This is a genomic window from Bacteroides sp. 14(A), from assembly GCF_000526555.1.
Taxonomy (GTDB): Bacteria; Bacteroidota; Bacteroidia; order Bacteroidales; family Bacteroidaceae; genus Bacteroides; species Bacteroides cellulosilyticus.
Window position 1 is genome coordinate 2,319,879 of the sequence record NZ_JAGH01000002.1, and the last position, 20,614, is coordinate 2,340,492.

The 20,614-nt window shown below is 43.6% G+C and carries 17 protein-coding genes; 3 read left to right on the forward strand and 14 right to left on the reverse strand.

Features of this window, described 5'->3' with window-relative positions; all coding sequences use genetic code 11:
• The first annotated feature begins 58 nt into the window (after nucleotides 1–58).
• The gene (locus K429_RS0116190) at nucleotides 59–1,219 is read left to right on the forward strand and encodes an acyltransferase (protein WP_022210533.1); all 1,161 of its coding nucleotides are present in this window, start codon (nucleotides 59–61) and stop codon (nucleotides 1,217–1,219) included.
• Nucleotides 1,220–1,230: 11 nt separating this feature from the next.
• Here K429_RS0116190 and K429_RS0116195 read toward each other — a convergent pair whose 3' ends face one another.
• The 4 genes from K429_RS0116195 to K429_RS0116210 are packed head-to-tail and all read right to left on the reverse strand — an operon-like array spanning nucleotide 1,231 to nucleotide 5,325.
• Nucleotides 1,231–1,647 carry an ATP-binding protein gene (locus K429_RS0116195; protein WP_022210532.1) on the reverse strand — a complete coding sequence of 139 codons (417 nt, stop codon included), beginning with the start codon at nucleotides 1,645–1,647 and terminating at the stop codon, nucleotides 1,231–1,233.
• Nucleotides 1,648–1,651: 4 nt separating this feature from the next.
• A complete protein-coding gene (locus K429_RS0116200; protein WP_022210531.1) occupies nucleotides 1,652–3,592 on the reverse strand; it encodes a SpoIIE family protein phosphatase in 1,941 nt (646 codons plus the stop codon).
• Between the two features lie 48 nt (nucleotides 3,593–3,640).
• Nucleotides 3,641–4,585 (reverse strand): ABC transporter substrate-binding protein, encoded by a 945-nt coding sequence (locus K429_RS0116205; RefSeq protein ID WP_026367602.1) that lies wholly within the window; start codon nucleotides 4,583–4,585, stop codon nucleotides 3,641–3,643.
• 5 nt (nucleotides 4,586–4,590) lie between these two features.
• On the reverse strand, nucleotides 4,591–5,325 hold the full coding sequence (locus K429_RS0116210; protein ID WP_007213198.1) for an anti-sigma factor antagonist: 735 nt from the start codon (nucleotides 5,323–5,325) through the stop codon (nucleotides 4,591–4,593).
• Nucleotides 5,326–5,590: 265 nt separating this feature from the next.
• On the opposite strand from K429_RS0116210, the gene K429_RS0116215 reads away from it, so the two are divergent.
• Nucleotides 5,591–6,730 carry a helix-turn-helix domain-containing protein gene (locus tag K429_RS0116215; RefSeq protein WP_026367603.1) on the forward strand — a complete coding sequence of 380 codons (1,140 nt, stop codon included), beginning with the start codon at nucleotides 5,591–5,593 and terminating at the stop codon, nucleotides 6,728–6,730.
• Nucleotides 6,731–6,834: 104 nt separating this feature from the next.
• On the opposite strand, the gene pelA is transcribed toward K429_RS0116215, so the two are convergent.
• The 8 genes from pelA to K429_RS0116255 form a co-directional block, all read right to left on the reverse strand.
• On the reverse strand, nucleotides 6,835–7,932 hold the full coding sequence (pelA, locus tag K429_RS0116220) for a pectate lyase (protein WP_026367604.1): 1,098 nt from the start codon (nucleotides 7,930–7,932) through the stop codon (nucleotides 6,835–6,837).
• Nucleotides 7,933–8,005: 73 nt separating this feature from the next.
• Nucleotides 8,006–9,331, reverse strand: a complete 1,326-nt coding sequence (locus tag K429_RS0116225; protein WP_007219635.1) for a TolC family protein — start codon at nucleotides 9,329–9,331, stop codon at nucleotides 8,006–8,008.
• Nucleotides 9,328–12,360, reverse strand: coding sequence for an efflux RND transporter permease subunit (locus K429_RS0116230; protein WP_007213327.1), 3,033 nt, complete (start codon nucleotides 12,358–12,360; stop codon nucleotides 9,328–9,330). Before K429_RS0116230 ends, K429_RS0116225 begins: the two co-directional genes overlap by 4 nt.
• A 12-nt stretch (nucleotides 12,361–12,372) precedes the next feature.
• Entirely contained in the window at nucleotides 12,373–13,455 is a 1,083-nt protein-coding gene (locus K429_RS0116235; RefSeq protein ID WP_007213328.1) for an efflux RND transporter periplasmic adaptor subunit, read from the reverse strand.
• A 212-nt stretch (nucleotides 13,456–13,667) separates the two neighbouring features.
• Entirely contained in the window at nucleotides 13,668–14,600 is a 933-nt protein-coding gene (gene rsgA, locus K429_RS0116240) for a ribosome small subunit-dependent GTPase A (protein ID WP_007219634.1), read from the reverse strand.
• A gap of 55 nt (nucleotides 14,601–14,655) precedes the next feature.
• A complete protein-coding gene (gene frr, locus K429_RS0116245; protein WP_007213330.1) occupies nucleotides 14,656–15,216 on the reverse strand; it encodes a ribosome recycling factor in 561 nt (186 codons plus the stop codon).
• Nucleotides 15,217–15,538: 322 nt separating this feature from the next.
• On the reverse strand, nucleotides 15,539–16,249 hold the full coding sequence (gene pyrH, locus K429_RS0116250) for a UMP kinase (protein WP_007212247.1): 711 nt from the start codon (nucleotides 16,247–16,249) through the stop codon (nucleotides 15,539–15,541).
• A gap of 49 nt (nucleotides 16,250–16,298) precedes the next feature.
• Nucleotides 16,299–17,615 (reverse strand): MATE family efflux transporter, encoded by a 1,317-nt coding sequence (locus tag K429_RS0116255; RefSeq protein WP_026367605.1) that lies wholly within the window; start codon nucleotides 17,613–17,615, stop codon nucleotides 16,299–16,301.
• A 153-nt stretch (nucleotides 17,616–17,768) separates the two neighbouring features.
• Here K429_RS0116255 and K429_RS0116260 point away from each other — a divergent pair, with 153 nt between their 5' ends.
• Nucleotides 17,769–18,449, forward strand: a complete 681-nt coding sequence (locus tag K429_RS0116260; protein ID WP_007219632.1) for a lipopolysaccharide assembly protein LapB — start codon at nucleotides 17,769–17,771, stop codon at nucleotides 18,447–18,449.
• Here K429_RS0116260 and K429_RS0116265 read toward each other — a convergent pair.
• Nucleotides 18,442–19,479, reverse strand: a complete 1,038-nt coding sequence (locus K429_RS0116265) for a galactofuranosyltransferase (RefSeq protein ID WP_026367606.1) — start codon at nucleotides 19,477–19,479, stop codon at nucleotides 18,442–18,444. The genes K429_RS0116260 and K429_RS0116265 overlap by 8 nt on opposite strands.
• Before the next feature lie 12 nt (nucleotides 19,480–19,491).
• Entirely contained in the window at nucleotides 19,492–20,607 is a 1,116-nt protein-coding gene (gene glf / locus K429_RS0116270) for a UDP-galactopyranose mutase (protein ID WP_007219630.1), read from the reverse strand.
• Between the last annotated feature and the right edge of the window lie 7 nt (nucleotides 20,608–20,614).

Below are 20,614 nucleotides of genomic sequence, written 5' to 3' on the forward strand. Positions count from 1 at the left end.
TGCCGATACTAATTTCTATCTTTACACCTTCAAAATCAGATTAATCTTATTGACAGTTATGGAAACTACTCCCCACATTTCTCCGAAGGCGGACTCCCGTGTTGTTTGGCTGGATGTCGTGCGACTGATAGCTATGTTTACCGTGGTTTGTTGTCATTGCACAGACCCTTTCAACTTTTATCCGGGAACGGCTCCGAATATTGAAGATATCAAGTTTTGGGGGGCTGTCTATGGGGCGGTGCTGCGTCCGTGCGTACCTCTTTTTGTGATGATAACGGGAGCTTTGTTGCTTCCTGTGCGTGGGGATGCATCCGTATTCTATAAGAAACGTATTCCACGTGTGTTTTTTCCGTTTCTTATCTGGTCGGTAATTTATAATCTTTTCCCTTGGATTACAGGATTGCTGGGAGTGGAACCGCGGGTGATTCTTGACTTCTTCCCGTACTCGGGCGAAGAAGTGATGCGTCAGTCTTTAGTTGTCAGCATGGGATATATTGCCGAACTTCCTTTTAATTTTTCTATCCTCGATGTACACATGTGGTACATTTATTTGCTGATAGGACTCTACTTGTATTTGCCGATATTCTCCGCCTGGGTGGAGAAAGCTTCGGAGAAAGCCAAACTCTGGTTCTTGGCAGTATGGGGAGTGACATTGCTTATACCTTATTATAATGAGTTTGTAGCGCAATACTTGTGGGGAACTTGTTCGTGGAACTCATTCGGCATGCTTTATTATTTTGCCGGCTTTAATGGATACCTGCTTCTGGGGCATTATCTGCGCAACCATGACTGGACTGGACGGCAAGCTGCACTGATAGGCGTTCCTATGTTTGTGGTGGGCTATGCGGTTACTTTCTTCGGTTTCCGCCACATGACGGCATTGCCGGACTTTACGGATGAAATGCTGGAATTGTTCTTTACCTATTGTTCACTGAATGTGGTGATGATGACCATTCCTGTATTTATGTGGGCAAAGAGAGTGAACATTCGTTCGGAGCGGATGATAAAGGCATTATCCAATCTGACACTTTGCGGTTTCGGAGTTTATATGATACACTATTTCTTCACCGGTCCGTCAGTGGTACTGATGCGGGCGGCAGGTGTTCCGTTGTGTTTGCAGATACCTGTCGCCGCAGTGGTTGCATTTGGCGTTTCCTGGTTCCTGGTGGCAATGGCATACCGTTGTTTTGGAAAGAAAACGAAATGGGTGATGGGATAGTCTCTGTAGGATTATCCTAATTCAATATACTTCTTCATGGTCAGACGGTTTTCACCGTCCAGGCGTTGGTATGAAACTTCATTCATAATGCTTCGTATCAGGAATATACCCAGTCCACCAATGGCACGTTCTTCAATGGGAATGGTGATATCGGCATCCGGGGCATTGGTCGGGTCGAAGGAAAGTCCCTTGTCGGTCAGTAAGAAGATTAATTGATTGTCTGTCAGGCTGGCTTTTAGTCGGATTTCATGATGCTCTTCCAGCGGGTAGGCATACATGATAACATTGCTGACAGCTTCTTCCAGTGCCAGATTGATATGCATGGTTGTTTCTGTCGGCAGGGACAAGTCAGAACAGAATTCTTCTACAAAGATTGCCAAGGCTGTGATCTCATCCAGCTCGTTGGTTATTCGGATCTCTTTTTCCATGATGTTATGGTTTTATTGTTTTAGGTTCATAATGAATTAGCAGAATGGTCATGTCGTCACTGGCCTCTGCTTGTTGTACATGGGAGGCTACGGAACGAACCACTGTATCTACTATTATGCGTACGTCGAAAGTGCCCAACGGAGCCAGAGTTGATAATAGGCGATCTTCACCATACAGTTCTTTGGAGGCATTTTCAGCCTCGGTTATTCCGTCGGTATAAAGGAAAAGACGGGTATTCTTTTCAAGAGTGATTTCTTCATCGGTGTATTCCATATCTTCCAGTACTCCTACGAATAACTGTATTTTTGCCTTTAGTAGCGTTGTATTTCCGTCTGCACCTATTATAATAGGTGGATTGTGTCCGGCATTACAGAAACGCAGGCTTCCGGTTTTCAGGTCGAGTATGCCGATGATGAGGGTAACGAACATATTGGCCTCGTTGTTTTCGGAGATAGAACGGTTCATCTTGCTCATAATCTCGGCAGGCGAGGTGGCCTGTTGGGCGAGGGTGCGGAACAGGCTGCGTGCAATGGCCATGAAGAGTGAGGCCGGAACACCTTTGCCCGATACGTCACCGATGACGAAGTAAAGCCGGTCATTGTCGATAAAGAAATCGTAGAGGTCGCCGCCTACTTCTTTGGCAGGATGCAATATGGCATGCAGGTCCACGTCTTCCCGTTCGGGGTAGGGTGGGAAGATTTTGGGAATCATTCCCATCTGTATCTCGCGGGCAATGGACAATTCGCTTTCAATGCGCTCTTTGGAGGCGGTCGTTGTGCGCAGTTCCGAAACGTAGCCCGACAATGACTGCTGCATATAGACCAGTGAGTCGTGCAAATCTTTTATTTCATCTTTGGAGTGTACTTCGGGTAATGCCACATCAAAACGTCCTGTGGCAATGGAACGGGCGGATTCGGAAAATTTTCTGAGCGGACGTACCAGTCTGTGAATGATTTGATAGATCAACGGAAGCAGTACCAGCATACCTGCCAGGAAAATATAGATGATGCGGTGGGAGGTGGCATCCAGATTGTGGAGTATCACCTGGCTGGGGCAGATGGTGCATACAGACCATCCACAGTTAGGGATGGCAGTATATAGAGCGTATGAGTCCTGTTCCGCATTGTTGAATTGTGCTGTGCCGGTCACACCGTTAAGTATATTGCGGCCTATTTCCTCTTCCTGAACATCATTCTTGCCCAGGGCAACGGAGAAAATGGTTTCGTTCATTATCTTTTCCCGGTCGGGGTGGGTGAGGAAACTACCGTTCCGGCTGAGCAGGAAGGTATAGCTGGATTGGTAAGGTTTCAACTTATTTACCATATCGGTGAAACGGGACAGGGAAATGTTGGCCGTAAATATGGCATATACCTCTCCTTGTGGGTTGCGAAGAGGTAGCGCGTATGTACTCATAATTGTATTTCCGCCTCCCGTGTCGTAGTAGGGTTCGCTCCAATAACTCGTTTTCAGAAGTTTAGGTATCAGATACCAGTCCATGCAGGGATAATCGTAGTCTGCTCCACCCAGTTTCAGATAGTTCACGATCTCTTCTGCCCCCTCGTTGATGCTGAAGGCGTATGGCATGAAGTATTTCCCTTTCTCCTTATAATATCCGGGAATGAAAGCGATACCGCTTCCTACAATCAGGCTATTGTTTTTCACGATGGCGGTGAGGACATCTTTTAGAGAATCGGGGGTGCTTAGGTTTTTCTCCACAATCCAGACGGACTGTTCGAGGGTAGATTCTACAATCTGCAACTCTCCGCTGATTTGTGTAGCTGTGTTGCGCAGCAGTCCGTGTGCATGGTCTATGGCATCTTCCGTTATCTGCTTCCGGCTGTAATTATAGAACAGCATCATGATGCAGACAAAAACTATCAGCGTGAAAGACAGCACATAAATGCTTAGTTTGGTGGCAAACGATGGGGAAAAAAATGCTTTCATGGAGGAATGATTATATAATTAGGGGGATATGGTGATGTGCAGTGTTGTTTATTTTACAAAATCCTCGTAACGGATACTGGCACTTCCGGCAGGCATCAATATCATTGCAGCGCGTGCAAATCCTTCCCGGCTGAGGCGGTAGGTACGTTGTCCGCTTTGCTGGTCCACTTGCAGGCGGAGAACTTCCTCCAGCATTTTGCGTTGGTGGTAGCGATTGGTGCCTATATTGCCCTTTTTCACTTCTTCCATAACCATATCGAGGGCTTCTTCACGGTGCTCGTTGGTCCATGCCCAACCACGCATACTGGCTTTTACCAGTTTGCGCACGACTTCCGGATATTGGTTATAGAACTCTTCCGTGACGTACAACCCATCTTCAGGCAGGTTGTAGCCATAGTCGGCAAGACGTATGGAGTATATCGAATCAACGTTCATCCCGTATTCCGATAATTGGAGATACTCATTATAACTTCCTACCAGGCAAGGATCGGCAGCCCCGGAAAGAAACACATTGACTCCGCTGTTGAACCGTATCCATTCTACCTGTTTCAGGGCGTAATGCTCTGCAAGCCGGTCAAGTAGTTTTTGGCTCAGATGATTCCATACGGCTATCTTCTGGTTTCGAAGAGATTCCTCGCCTTTAAGAGGAGAGTGGCTGATAAGCATCAGACTGTTTTCCTGTGAGGTCTGCATGACGTTTACTACACGTGCGCCTGCAAGCCGCTCCATGAATGCGTATGAAAGGTTCATGATTACTACCGGGGCACGACCTTTCTCCATAAACGAAAAAGAGCTTTCTGAGATGGCAGGATGTTGTACGCATACGTCAATTCCCTCCTCCTTATAGAATCCCAGCTTATCCGCCACGTAATAACCGGTAAATTGGGCTTGGGCGGTCCACTTCGGGGTGAGCATGATGCCTTGTGCTTTAGTCTGGGGTGAAGCAAGTAGTAAAGGCAATAGGAAGATGCTGAAAATAAATCTTTTCATCATAATATTTACCGGATATTAAAGAGAGAAGTGCAGCCCGTCATTTCAAAGATGTTTTTTATTTCCGGCCTCATAGCCTCGATAATCAAACTTCCCTGATTTTTCTGTACGCTCTTTTGCAGGATAAGAAAGCATCGCAGGCCGGAACTGCTGATGTAGGACATTTGTTCGCAATTGACGATGATATTGGGCTTGTCTTCTTGAAGCAAAGGCTGTATGGCTATGCTGAAGTCGCGGGCGTTGGCTGTATCCAACCGGCCTTTTATATCCAGTACAATGATGCCGTCTACTCTGCAAATGTTTGTGTCCAGCAGAGCGTCCGGTTTAAAGTCTATATCCAACCGTTTCACTAGAGTCAGCAGATTTTGGGTGTCCGTAGTTCGGTAGTTTACTTCGTCCATTGTGCGGTGAATAAGGAAATGCCCTAATCCTTTGGTGAGCTGCTCTTCGAGGGATGGCTTTTCATCCGGACTTTTTTTCTGGAACGGATCAACTGCGATTCCTTCGTCCGTGATCTGGAAAGTCAGCCTTCCGGGAGTGATATGTGCCTGAAGCTGAATTTCGCTTGATTCTCCTTTCGGATAGGCGTATTGAATGATGTTGGCTATTATCTCTTCTATCGCGAGATTCATGCTCATCGCTATTTCCGAGGGGATGTTGAGTGATACTCCCAATTCTTCCATAAATTGGGAAATACGCCCGGTCTCATTCAACTTGTTGTTGATAATAATTTCTTTTTCCATGTTCTTTCGTTAATGCTTTATAGTAACGTGTATAGTAGCTGGCTTAATATGTGCAAATATCCCTATTTCCCTTTATATCGAACGGCCTTCCTCGCTTAAAAGCGTCCCACTTTGGGTGGAATGGCTGAAATGGTACTTAATACTACTTGAAAATGGTACTAAAAAGATTGTATATATTGCCCCATAGTTGATAAGTTTTATAACTTTGCGCCAGAAAAATATATCGGATAAACGAACACCTGTAAAATAAAAAGCGAAAGGAAAAATGACCAGTGTAATCATGTTGTTTATAGAGCTGCTGCTCGATATCGTCGGTCTTGTTACAGGAGGGATTATCTGGGCACATTCTTCTGAAAGCAAAATTCGTAAGGCTTGGGGAATGTTGGCTACCACTCTGTCGCTACTTCTGCTGTGCGATAATATAGAGTGGATGTGGCTTTTTAGCCGTGGAGTGGAGGAGATACCCCGCTTCGTTGAGGTGCCTATGGATCATTTGTCTATTTGGCATATTGTACGCGTGATTTTCTTTTTCCAGCTCTTTTCGCTATTTCCCATCGCTTCACTGAAGCCTGGATGGATGACGCTGACAAGGATCACCAATTATTGCATTCCTATACTGCTGATTGTTTGCATTGCTTGCTGTTATCAGTTCTTTAACGGGCATTATACGATGCTGAAGTCCTTCGCTGCTATTGGAGAGAATCTGGGAAAGCAGGATGTAGTGGTCAGACTGATGTTGTTTGTCATCAGTGTATTGATGCCTTCCTTGAACTTTCTTCTTCCTTATCTGAAGCGTTGGATACCTATCCGACGGGTACAGAGTAGGGGGATGTATATTTATATGGGATGTTTTGGATTGATTATGTCGGGGTATATCTGGCTGATGTTAGGAACCAGTGGTTTATGTTTTAACCTTTTCGGGTATTTTGTGGTTGTGCCTACTATCTTGCTGAATATACTCTATCTGCGCAATGATAACCCGCTCTCTTTACCGCCATTGCCGGTAATTGATTTAAGCCGGCAGGAAATAGAGGCAATCAAGGAAATTGAAGTGTCTCCCGTAGTGCTTGAACTTAGTGAGCAACTGATGGCCTTTATGAAAGGGCATACACCTTTTACCAATTCCCAATATTCATTGCAGAATGTGTTGACGGATATAGGAACCAATGAGCACCGGTTCAATAAGGTATTGCGTTACAATGGTTTCTCAGGATTTCGGGATTATATTAATTTCAATCGCCTGCAATACTTTAAGGAACAGGCGGCTTTACGGAAAGAACTGACAGTGAAAGAACTTATGTTTATGAGTGGATTTACTTCGCGTTCCAGCTTCTATCGCTATTTCGCCAGTATTGAGAAAATGTCTCCGAGCGAGTATATGGAAAGACTTCAGCAGGAAGGTTAGGGGATTTCACCACAGAGTAACACTGAGTTTCACAGAGTTCAATATTCAATATATGCAATTAAAGAAATAAGATTCTGTGAAACTCAGTGTTACTCTGTGGTGAATCATTGTATCTTATTCTTTTTCTTCCACTGCTCGTACTTCTTCAGCACTTTCAGTCCGTCGCTATTATACCAACTATATCCGTTACGGCGTTCGTGTCCTATTTCTGAGATATCGAACTTCTTCACTCCATCGCGGTCACTAAAGAAAGGACGGTTATCTTCCAGTGTATAGAAGCGTGCCCACAAAGGAGGACAATCCGTACATGGTACCATGCGGTAGTCTTTCTTTCCTTCGTCATTGGTGAAGAACTCTTTCTTTATGCCTTCAATCTTGGATGACTTGAACCATTCAACTGCATTTTCTATACAGTTGATAACCTCTTGTGAGGGATTGGGCAGAGACATTAATAGAATGACTATTTCGTCAGACTCTTGTCCGCTCAGTGAGGGTAACTCATAGGCGCGTGCTTTAGCGGGAGCAAGGGTGTGTTCGTCATGTTGTGCACACCAGACGGTTGGTTTGCCATTTAGGACAACTTGCGTTTTGAGGATGCACTCCACACCTTTGTTGAATGCGGCGCGAGCACGGTTGCAGATGCTGTCGGGGACATATTCATAAGGGGCTTTCTTTTCGTATACCTCGCGCAGAAGTTCCATTACATTTACCATCGCATTGTCATTGTAGGTGATATGTGTGTAGTAACCTTTGGGACGGGGCCAGAACTGAGGCCAGCCTCCATTGGGATATTGTGCTTTGAGGATATAACGGATGCCGTCCAGCGCACTGTCTTTGTATTTCTTAATATGAGTGGCTAGATACAGGCGGGAGAGGTATTGGATTTCCGTACTGGTGGCGTCGTTGTCTATGGTGCTTTCGTTCACTTCATCTTTGGAAGCAAGTACATCTTCCAGCTCTTGTTCTGTTAGTTCGGCAGGCATATAGATATTTTTAGGCCAGCCGCCGGTAGTTTGTTGATAGAGCAGGACATTGTCGCCAATGCGGATGGCTTCAGGAGTTTTAAAGAATTCGTCGTTTAACTTGGGTGCCATCTTTACCCAAGTTTTATACGGCTTTTTTTCTTTGTAGTTTACGGTTTCTTGTGCGAATAAGTTTGTCAGGCACAACAAGGCCAGACAACACAGGCAAATCTTTTTCATGGTCGTTGTTTTTTATAGTTCTACTGATGGCAAAAGTAGAGGAAAAAAATTCGCCTGATGGGGAATATTTGTTTTATTCCAGGTATTTTGTTACTTTTCCACTGATTTGCAACAAAGAAATCTCGCATAATTTAGTGTTATACTCCGCCGAAAGAATTCTTTCTTCTGCATCTAAAAGGCTTTTCTGTGCTTCACGCATTTCGATACCTGAAAGGTTTCCCAGCATATAACGCTCCATGGCAATCTCATGGTTTTCTTTAGCGGCTACAAGGTTCTGGCGTTCCAGGTTCAGCATTTGCAGGTTGTTCTGGTAAGCTTGCCATAAGTTGCTCAGGTCTGCACGTAAGGCTTGTTCCAGTTGTTCGCGTTCCAGGCGGGCATTCTGAATGGCAATACGTGCATTGTTGCGTTCCCGGCGACGGTTTCCGTCGAACAGGTTGAAACCGATAGTCAGGCCGAAGTTGGCACCAAGATTACCGCGTTGGATGTTAGTGGCGATATCGTATTTGTTGAAGGTATAGCCATAACCGCCGTTCATCTTCAGATAAGGATAGTCGCGGGAACAAACCTTTTTGTAATCCAACTGGGCAAGCGTGTTGTTTTGATAGGCTTTCAACAGAGAAGCGTTGGTTTGCAGAGTCATGTTCCAAAGCTCTTCAAAGTTTAGTCCACCGTCTACGTTGATCAGACTGTCTTGAATAATGATGGGCTGGTCTACATCTTCGTTCGCCATCAGTTCGTTCAGTTGGATACGGGAGGTATGCAGCAACTCTTGCTGTTTCATATACTGGGCACTGTCTGCATTGAAGTCTACCTTTGCCTGTTGGTAATCCAGACGGGAGAAGTTACCGATGTGATAACGCTCTTCCACGATACGCAAACGCTCTTTGGACAAAGATACGGCATAGCGGAAATTATTCAGACGGATCTTATGTTGCAGATAGTTGTAATATTCGGCAGCGATGTTGGCTATCAGGTCTTCTACGGCGATACGGGTATTGGTTTCACCTTGTCTTTCCAACTCTTTCAGACGTTGGTAGTTGGCGGTGATGTTGAAGCCGTCGAAGATAGTCCAGTTCAGATTAAGCCCCACGTTCATGGTCTGATCGAATACACCATTCTCTTTGACATGTTCTCCGGTAGCCCGCACTTTGCTGTCTGTATTGTCTACGGTTCCTTTATAACTTGCAGAGAGATCAAGTGTCGGCAGATAACCGGCGTTTCCCAGCGTGGCGTTGTTTTTGCTGACTTGTTCCTCGTTGCGGGTAATGCGCAGCGAGTAGTTATTTTGAAGCCCGTATTCCAGGCAGGACTTTAATGTATAAGATTGCGGCATCTGCGCTTGTAACGCAAGCGAGGTGCTACAAATGGCTATGAGGGATAAAATCGTACGTTTCATGATTTCTTTAACTTACTTCTGTTAGTAGATACATAACTATATATGGCAGGTACGATGTACATAGTGAGGAATGTGGATACCAACATACCGCCCACTACGGCTGTACCCATGGCAATGCGCTGGTTACAACCTTCACCCGAAGCGAATGCCAACGGTATCAATCCGAGAATGGTAGAAGCACTGGTCATTAGGATGGGGCGCAAACGTTGCAAGGATGCATCCTTGATAGCTTCCATTTTATCTTCTCCGGCTTCTTGTTTCAGGTTGGCAAACTCTACAATAAGGATACCATTCTTTGCCACCAGACCAATCAACATGATGATACCGATCTGACTGAAGATATTCATTGTAATATCGTTGAAGTACATGAATATTAAGGCTCCGGCAATAGCCAAAGGCACGGTAAGCATGATAATCAACGGGTCTTTGAAACTCTCGAACTGTGCTGCCAGAATCAGGTAGATCAGCAGGATTGCCAATACAAAGGCAAACATCAGACTGGAGGAACTTTCTCTATATTCTTTGGAGTCTCCCGTCAGTGCGGTACGGAATGTATCGTCCAATGTCTCTTTGGCAATCTTGTCCATCTCGTCCAACCCTTGTCCGATGGTTTTCCCATCAGCAAGTCCGGCAGAAATAGTGGCGGAAACGAAACGGTTGTAACGGTATAATTGCGGAGGAGCGATACCGCCGGTCAGTTCAATCAGGTTGTCCAACTGCACCATTTCACCTTTATCACTACGAATATAGATGCCTTTCAGGTCGGAAGGTTTATTGCGTTGCTGGCGGTTGATCTCACCCAATATCTCGTATTGCTTTCCATTCATATAGAAATAACCCATACGCTGGCCGCTCAATCCGTATTGGAGTGTTTGCGCAATATTGCGTGTGCTTACTCCCATGATACTTGCCTTGTCGCGATTGATATTGATGCGGGCTTCCGGCTTACTGAACTTCAGGTTTACGTCAGCCATTTGGAAAACAGGATTTTCATAAACTTTCGCCATAAATACCGGTAATACTTCTTGCAGCTTTTCGATGTTGGTAGCTTGTAATACGTATTGCACCGGCATACCACCACGTCGTCCACCGAAAGAGGATGATTGTTGCACAAACGAACGTGCCTTGGTCTTTTTCTGCACAGCCTTCGAAATTTGTTCGGCTACTTCCATCTGTGTATAGTCACGATCTTTCATGTCCTTCAACGTGATACGTACATTACCGCTACCACTTGATACACGTGCCGTTACCGATTCTGCATCCGGCAGAATGGAATCTACCAACTGATTGATGTCTTCCGTATAATCTCGTATGTATTCATAGGTTACACCCTCTGCTCCACGTGTATTGATACTGATTTGTGAACGGTCTTCCAATGGTGCCATCTCGGCAGGGATGGCATTCCACAGAAATACGATAATTATCAATGTTGCTAAGATAAGTGGCATAGCCAGCCAGCGCTTGTGCAGGAATATTTCCAATGACCGGCTGTAGATGCGGTTCATTCCTTCGAAAAATGGCTCGGTTTTCATATAGAACCAGTTCTTCTTTTCTTGTTTTACCAGCAGTTTGGTGGCAAGCATCGGAGTGAAAGTCAATGCGGCAAAAGAGGAAATGATAACAGAACCGGATACCACGATACTGAATTCACGGAAAAGTCGTCCAGTCATACCGTCCATAAATACGATGGGGAAGAATACGGCTACCAGTGTGATGGTGGTAGAGATTACGGCAAAGAAAATTTCCTTGGCACCCTCGATACCGGCCTCTTTGGGTGGCATCCCGCGTTCAATACGGACATAAATGTTTTCTGTCATTACAATGGCATCATCCACCACCAGACCTACTGCCAGCACTACCGCCAGCATGGAAAGTACATTGATGGAGAATCCTGCCAGATACATTACGAAGAATGCTCCGATAAGCGAAACGGGAATTACGATACAGGGTACCAGTGTTACACGCCAGTCGCGCAGGAAAAGGAAGATAATGATAATAACGAGAATGAATGCTACATATACCGTTTCCTTTACCTCACTGATAGAAGCACGGATAAACTTGGTATTGTCGAAACCATAAGAGTATTGCACGTCATCCGGAAGGTCTTTTTGCATCTGTTCCATGCGTTCATAAACGGCATCGGCAATCTTGATGTGATTGGCACCTGGTTGAGGTACTACAACAATACCTACCATCGGTACACCATTCATTTTCATGTAACTCTTGATGTCCGCCGGTCCTAATTCTGCCCGTCCGATATCGCTGAAACGGATGATACGGTTATTATCTTCCCGCAGAATCAGATTATTAAATTCTTCTGCCGTATGCATCAATCCCAATGTACGGATGGTGAGTTCCACCGTATTACCTTCGATACTACCGGATGGAAGTTCCACATTTTCTTTATCTACCGCATTCTTAACATCGATGGGTGTAATACCGTAACCTGACATCTTGATAGGATCGAGCCAAAGACGCATGGAATAACGTTTTTCACCCCAGATACTAACACTGCTGACGTCTGAAATAGTCTGCAACTGTTCTTTGACAGTGAGGTCTGCTATTTCGCTCAGTTCCAGTAAAGAACGTTTGTCACTTTGCAATGCTACCATCAGGATCGGTGTAGCATCCGCATCTGCTTTTGATACGGTAGGAGGGTCACAGTCGCGAGGCAGATAACGCTGGGCGCGTGAAACTTTATCACGCACGTCGTTTGCGGCCGTTTCCAGGTCTACGGAGAGTTCAAATTCTACCGTAATACGGGATGAACCTTGTTGGCTGACACTGGACAAGGAACGGATTCCCGGGATACCATTGATGTTTTGCTCCAATGGTTCGGTAATCTGGTTTTCGATAACATCGGCATTTGCACCCGGGTAGGAGCAGGATACCGAAATGATGGGATTATCCACTGACGGATATTCGCGGACGCCGAGATAGCTGTACCCGATAAGTCCAAAAAGCAGGATGATAAGGGTAAGCACTGTGGAGAGCACCGGGCGCCGTATGCTGAGTTCGGATATGTTCATAAGGCGTCTGGTTTAATAGATATTATCCAATGTTACGGGTAATCCTGTGCGGAGCTGCAATGTTCCGGAAATTATAATTGTATCTCCGGTCTGCAAACCCTGCAATACTTGGGTTTCAGCTTCTGTACGTATGCCAGTTTGTATTTCTACAGGTTGGGCTTTTCCAGATTTATAAAGGAAAATCTTGTCCTTACCCATTTCCGGAACGATAGCTTCGGATGGAACGGCAAGGGCATCATGGATTTCATTTTTACTTAAGCGAATATCTGCATAGCGTCCCGGCATTACATTACCGTTGGCATTGGGGTAGAGGGCACGCAATGTCAATGTATGGGTGTTTTGATCCATTCTCGACTCGCGTGCGTACACTTTGGCATGGAACGTTTCAAGCTTACCCTCAAGTCCGAAGTTTACTCCTGCACCGATTTTTACGTCATTGGCATAACGTTCGGGAACGGAAAATTCTACTTTCAGCGGAGATACTTTTGTAAGTTTGGCAACGATGGTAGTGGGGGAAGCATAGGTTCCGACACTGACTTGGCGCAGACCGATTACACCGTCGAACGGAGCACGGAGCTCGGTTTGTGCAATGTTAGCTTCTATCAGGTCTATGTCTGCATTCAGGGTTGCCAATTCAGTTTTTACCTGCTCGTAGGCTTCCTTACTGACTGCATCCCGCTCCAACAATGCATTCTGGCGGAATACGCGGTCTTCTGCCAATTTCAGTTGGGCAACAAGACGTTGCAACTGTGCCTGTAAAGGCCGGTCGTTCACTTTAGCCAGCAGTTGTCCTTTTTTAACCTGGCTACCTTCCTCAAAATTGATTTCTATGATTTTACCTGAGGTTTCGAAAGAAAGATCCACTTCCTCATCAGGCAACAGGCTACCGCTGATTTTGATTTCATCTTTGAGCAGCTGTGGCTTTATGATCTTTGCGTTTACATTTAATGCTTTTTTGCCATTGCGGTTACTGCTCATAACTTTGTCGGCAGCTGCCAATTCTTTATTCTCTTTAGGAAGCTGGGAATAAATACCCCAACCTATCAGTCCGGCACCAATGAAAATGATAATGCCCCATTTAACTTTTTTATTCATGTATCAGTATTAGTATTATATCAGATATTAAGTTAGATTATGTAGCACTAATTTGGACATATTAGGAACAGAAAGGTTTAATGCGAAAAGCGTTAAAAAAGGTAATAAAGTGATAATGTAATAGCACAATAGCGTGTTATTATGATAGGATGATAAAGTAATAGACTGATAAAACGTTATCACATTGTTGCTTTATCAATCTATCGTTCCTTTTAATATGCAGCCCGGTATTTACCTTCCTCTTTGTCTTCCAACATGTTAAGGTATGAGGCATAACGCGATTCGCTGATGTAGTGTTCCTCCACGGCTTTTCGTACGGCACATCCCGGTTCGTGGCGATGCGTACAGTTACCGTAACGGCAATCGGCAGAGAACTTAAATATCTCTGGGAAATAGTGTCCTATTTCCTCCTCTTCCATATCGAATGTTCCGAAACCTTTGATGCCCGGTGTGTCAATGATATATCCGTCTCCCGGAACGGGAAACATCTCAGAGAACGTAGTGGTGTGCATTCCTTTGTTGTGGTAGGCGGAAATCTCCCCCGTTTTTACGTCCTGTTCAGGCAATATTGCGTTGATGAGCGTTGATTTTCCTACACCGGAGTGACCGGAGAAAAGTGTTACCCGCCCTTTAAGTTCTTCCTGAATGAGTTCAATGCCTTCACCGGTTTTGGCAGAGACTTTAAAGCAGGGATAACCGATAGTGGTATAGAGATTGATGAGGCTGTTCATATAATGAAGTTCCTCTTCATTGTATGCGTCTATTTTATTGAAGATGATCTTTACCGGAACACGGTATGCTTCGGCAGAAGCCAGAAAACGGTCGATAAAGGTGGTGGATGTTTCCGGATAGTTGACCGTTACGATCAGCATGCTTTGGTCAAGGTTTGCAGCGAGAATGTGCGATTGCTTGGAGAGATTGGAAGCACGACGGATAATGTAATTTTTCCGGTCTTCTATTTCACTGATGAGAGCAGTTCCTTCCGGATTCAGAATGATTTGTACATAGTCTCCCACAGCTACCGGATTGGTACTGCGAATGCCTTTTAACCGGAAGTTACCCTTGATTTTGCACTCTACACATTTACCTTCGTCGGTTTTTACCAAATACCAACTACCTGTATTTTTTATTACCAGTCCCCTCACTACTAATTAGATGAGTAATGAAGAATGGAGATATTCTCCATTCTTCATTAAATTATTATACGGTCATGATTTCTTTGTCCTTTGCAGCCAGCATATCATCAATTTGCTTGATGTATTTATCGTGAATCTTCTGCAATTTCTCTTCACCTCCTTTTTGTGCATCTTCTGCCAGGCCGTCTTTAACAGACTTCTTTAGGCCATCGATTGCATCACGGCGGGCATTGCGTACGCTCACTTTGGCAGTTTCGCCTTCACCTTTACACTGTTTGGCAAGTTGTTTACGGCGTTCCTCAGTCAGCGGTGGGATACCGATACGGATGATTTCACCGTTATTTTCCGGCATGATGCCAAGGCTGGAGTCAATGATAGCTTTCTCAATCACCTTGAACATACTTTTGTCCCAAGGCTTGATGACAATACTACGGGCATCCGGAGTATTTACGGCAGCTACGTTATTGATGGGAACCATGCTTCCGTAAGAGTCCACACGGATACCGTCCAGCAAACGAACGTCTGCTTTTCCGGCGCGGATGTGAGCCAATGCTTCTTCCAGATACATGACGGCCATATCCATTTTTTCTTGCGCTTCATCTAAGATCTCTTTTACTTCTCTCATATTTCTTAGTTTTGAATTGTGCTTTTAGAATTTTTGATTGAACAAAAGTAGTATAATTTTGTCTATTTGCAAAATATTAGCTAACAGGAATAAAGCAAATTGCTTATATTTGATAATACGAATATCTCTGCATATACTGGTGAGGGAGAGAATGACTGTCTGCGATGATTTTACTTAGCAGTTGCGAGAAAGAAGGATAGAAATGGCGGTGTGGCTATTTAATCTGATAAATATGGAATTGAAAACAGGGCAGAGATTTTAAAACAAAAAACTCCGGTAAACATCTGCCTACCGGAGTCTCTTACTATTTGATTGTTTTTTATCAGTTATGTACCAATGTACCTATTTCTTCTCCTAACATTACCTTTTTCAAGTTTCCTATTGTATCCATGTCAAAGACAACAATGGGGAGATTATTTTCCTTACACATGCATGTTGCAGTAAGATCCATTACTTTCAGTCCACGTTTCAGAACTTCGTCATAAGTGATATCGTCGAATTTTGTGGCAGTCGGATCTTTTTCCGGGTCTGCGGTATAGATACCATCCACACGTGTACCTTTTAGCATGACATCGGCTTCAATCTCGATACCGCGTAGAGAAGAGCCCGTGTCTGTAGTGAAGAACGGATTTCCCGTTCCGGCAGACATTATAACGACTTCGCCTGCTTCCATGCTTTCGATGGCTTTCCATTTATTATAAAATTCTCCGATAGGTTCCATGCGTACGGCTGTAAGTACACGTGCCTTTACGCCGGTGGCTACTAGGGCAGAGCTTAGTGCCAGACTGTTGATTACAGTTGCAAGCATGCCCATTTGGTCACCTTTTACGCGGTCGAAACCTTTGTTTGCACCACTCAATCCACGGAAAATATTTCCACCGCCGATGACGATACCTATCTGAACGCCCAGTTCATGGATTTCCTTGATCTGTGCTGCATATTCGGCAAGGCGCTTCTCGTCAATGCCATATTGTTTTTCGCCCATCAGGCTTTCGCCGCTGAGCTTTAACAGGATTCTTTTATACTTTGCCATATGATATTACATTTAGTTTCTGCAAATATACGCTTTCTGTCTGTAAAGATTAACTTTGGTACAGAATTTTTCTACTTAAAGCTGCCTGCATGATGCCACGGAGAGATAAATAGACGATGAAGGCGAGCCAGAGGGCATGATTTCCCATCCATTCGTGTAAAGAGTAATAAACAAGGAAGAAACTGCCGGAAGCTACCAGCATGGAGTAAAACATTTGTCGGGTGGCAGTGGCTCCTATAAAAATGCCATCCCACAGGAAAGCGGCAAAACCTGTAAGTGGGATTGCCAATACCCAATAAAAGTAATTTTCGGCTTCCCGAATGACGGAGATTTCATTAGTCAGCAGTCCCAGAAATGACTTGCCTCCAAAGAAATAAAGCAAGGTGAAACCTGTAGAAAGGCCGACCCCCCAAATGAAGAGTTGGCGAACCGTGCGATATAATGCCGGTTGATTATTGGCACCAACATATTTCCCCACTAACGCTTCTCCTGAATAAGCAAAACCATCCATGATATAAGAAAATAGAGTGAATAATTGCATTAGCAAAGTATTGACGGCCAATACTATTTCTCCTTGTGCTGCTCCGGCAGAAGTGAAAAATAGAGTGACAATGACCAGACAGAGGGTTCGTAGAAAGATATCCCGGTTTACCTGGAAAAAACGCAGCATGGCTTCCTTTTTCAGTACTTCATGCCAAGCAACGTGCTTTTTAAGTCCTCCATAATATCGCCTCCATAATAATAATGCCATCAGGAAACCGGTATATTGAGCTGTAAGTGTTCCCCAAGCTACCCCGGCAACTTTCATGTGGAACAGGTAAACGAAACAAAGGCTTGCGGCAATATTCACAATATTTTGTGTGATGGCGATGTACATCGGGAAACGTGAATTCTGCATACCGATGAACCAACCTGCGAATCCATAGAGTCCGAGCATAGCAGGAGCTCCCCATATACAGATCCGGAAATAGAGTGTAGCCAATCGCTCTACTTCCTCTGTAGTTTGTATAAAAGTGAATGCCAGCTTCCGGATGGGATATTGCAATGTCACTAAGATAATGGCGATAAGCAATCCTACTCCGACAGACCGTAATAAAAGTCGTGCGACTTCATCCAGATCATGTTTGCCGTATGCCTGTGAGGTCATTCCACTGGTCCCCATTCTCAAAAATCCGAAGATCCAGTAGATAATGTTGAATAACATTCCGCCCACGGCAATGGCTCCGATATATGCAGCGGCTCCCAGATGCCCTACGATTGTTACATCAATCAGTCCCAGCAGGGGAACTGTTATGTTTGATATAATCGAGGGTACAGCTATCTGAAGTATTCTTTTATTGATAATATTCGGAGTTTGAGCAATCATTTTAAAACTCTGGTTTGTTCTATTTACCGACAAAGGTACTCTTTTTGTCGCAAACGGTAAAAAAGTACCTGATAATAACAATTTTTATAATACATAATGTTTTAAAAATGAGTATATTTGCGGTAACAAAAACTGGGTAATATTTAATAAGAGATGAGAACCTTAACTTTGCTATTTTCATTAATAGTTACTTTCCCCTTTGTGCTCTCTGCGCAAACGGCGGGAGAACTCCTACAGAAGGTGTCTGCTGCCTTGTCTGAGGGGCAGGATGATTATGTTGTGAGTCTGTTTCGTCAGGCGATAGCTGCCGGAGCCGATCAGACTGAAATGTATTACTGGACTCAAATAGAAAAAAACAGTGCCGTGGCTCCCCGTCTGGTCAATGAGTTGGCAACCTATTACAAGCGTAAGCGGAATTATGACAAAGCTTATCTTTTTTACAGAGAATTCTTGCAGTATCATTCCGAAGATGTTCCTGCACTTGTGTCGTGTGCCGAAATGGAGATGATGAGAGGCAAGGAAAAAGATGCCGTCAAAACTTATGAAAAGGTTTTGATGCTGGATGCCAATAATCTGCAAGCCAATATTTTCCTGGGGAGTTATTATTACCTGCAAGCAGAACGCGAAAAGAAGAAGCTGGAGGATGATTATAAGAAAATAACTTCTCCTACACGGATGCAATACGCCCGCTATCGTAACGGACTCTCTGATGTCTACTCCAATGTTTACTCCAAAGCAAAGGACTATTTGCAGCGTGTGTTGCAACTGTTTCCTTCCACAGAGGCGGGAAATACCTTGGAAAAAATAAGGAAACTGGAAGCGGAAATTAAGTAAGCTGCAATAGGCTTTCTGCGTTTTCTACTGCTCTTTTGCAATAATAACCCGAGGCAATCTTTTTATTGATCTCCTTTATATTTCTGACCATTTCGTTATAGGATTCTGCGGAAATGGATGATAATATGGAGTCTAACTCTTCCAGTGAATCAATACACACGCCTATTTTGTTCTCTGCAACAAATGAGGCCAATGCTGCTTCTTTCCATATAATTATGGGAAGATTGCAGCGTATGTATAAGGACGCTTTATGCGGATTATTTATCTTCTGGTATATTCCGAGATCTCCCGAGCAAGTATGGATAGAGTCTCCTTCCCATATTAAGCCAAAGTGGGCGCTGACTTGTTCTATTAACTGATCTGAAGGCACAAAACCTTTAAATTTGAACAACGTTTTGTCTTTTATTTTATCTTCTTCGAATCTTTTACCGTAAAGTTCAAATTGCCATTTTGACATCACATCATTCAAAGAGTACAGATATTTGTTTTTTCTGTAATTTAGTGCTCCTGCGTAAATCACCTTAATTGGTTTCTGGTTAGGCTCATGTGTATTGTTGTTTACGGAAGGAGATAGATAATCGAAAATCTCCAGACATACCATAGGTTGAGTGTATCCTTGTGATTCCATCCATTCCTTCATCCTGTTGTTGTGTACGATTAGTACATCTGAGTGGCTGAGGCGTTTGATTTCCTGTTCTGCTGTCAATTTTTTGCTTCTGAAAGTTCCCAAGTCATGGATTATTGTGATAACTTTTCCTCGTTTCAAATGTATGATATTACATACGAAAGAGTAATACTTCTTGAAAGGATACTGAACGACTACCACGTTATTGGCAGAAATTGTAAACAACACTTTTAGTACTCCGGCAAGGGTTATTAAAAAGCCTGTTATCTTGTTGGAATAAGTGGTTTGCGGTAGTCCGGCATTTTTATATCCCAGTTTAGAGAGAATTTCTTCTATATCTGTTTTGGCCTTATTGCCTGCATTATTTAGAACATTATAGTTTTTGGATAGATAATATTGAGTCATTGTTTTGTTCTTTTAGATTGATAACTCCTTTTGGGTGAGAGATATGGCTGATGCAATAGTATCATCCATATCGAAATATGCATATTGTCCCAAACGTCCTCCGAAAATGACATGGGAATTTTTTTCTGCCAATGCCTTATACTTATTAAAACATTTTAAATTCTTTTCATCATTGATGGGGTAATAAGGCTCGTCAGAAGGCGTATATTTCTGAGGATACTCCTTGGTAATGATAGTTGAAGGTTGTTTCCCGAATTCAAAATGTTTGTGTTCAATGATTCGTGTAAATGGGTATTTAGCTTCATTGTAGTTGATTACGGCATTACCTTGATAATTGTCAGTATCCAGATAGATGTGTTTAAACTTCAGACTTCTGTAATCCAGTCTGCCAAACTTATATTCAAAATACTCGTCGATGCAACCTGTGAAAAGTATCTTTTCTGCTATACTCTGAAAATAGGGTATGTTATCAAAATAGTTTGTATAGGTTTGAACATGGATATCCTTTAACAGATTGTTGGTGAGTGCAGTATAGCCATCTTTAGGGATGCCTTGATAAGGGTCGTTGAAATAGTTGTTATTATAAGTAAGACGGAAAGGTATTCTTTTGATGATGGAAGCAGGCAGTTGGTTGGCGGGACGTCCCCATTGCTTTTCTGTATATTCCTTAATAAAAGTGTAATATATGTCGTCTCCGCAAAGCTTCAGTGCTTGCTCTTCCAGATTGGCAGGCTGGGATATGTCTTTATATTTAGAGCATTGTTCCTGAATTTTGTGTTTTGCTTCTTCTGGAGTATTTACGTTCCATAATTTATTGAATGTATTCATATTAAAGGGAAGATTGTAAAGCTTTCCTTCGCTGTATGCTAGTGGGGAGTTAATATAGTTGTTGAATTTAGTGAATTTGTTTATATAATGCCAGACTTCTTCATTGTCCGTATGAAATATATGCGCTCCATACCAATGTATTTTAATATCATTTTCTTCTTTTGTATAAATGTTTCCTCCTGTGTGTCCGCGTTTGTCAATGACCAGACATTTCTTTCCATTTCCGTTCATAATCTGCGCAAAAGTAGAACCGAATAAACCGGAACCCACGATGAGGTAGTCGTATGTATATTTTCTCATTCGTTTA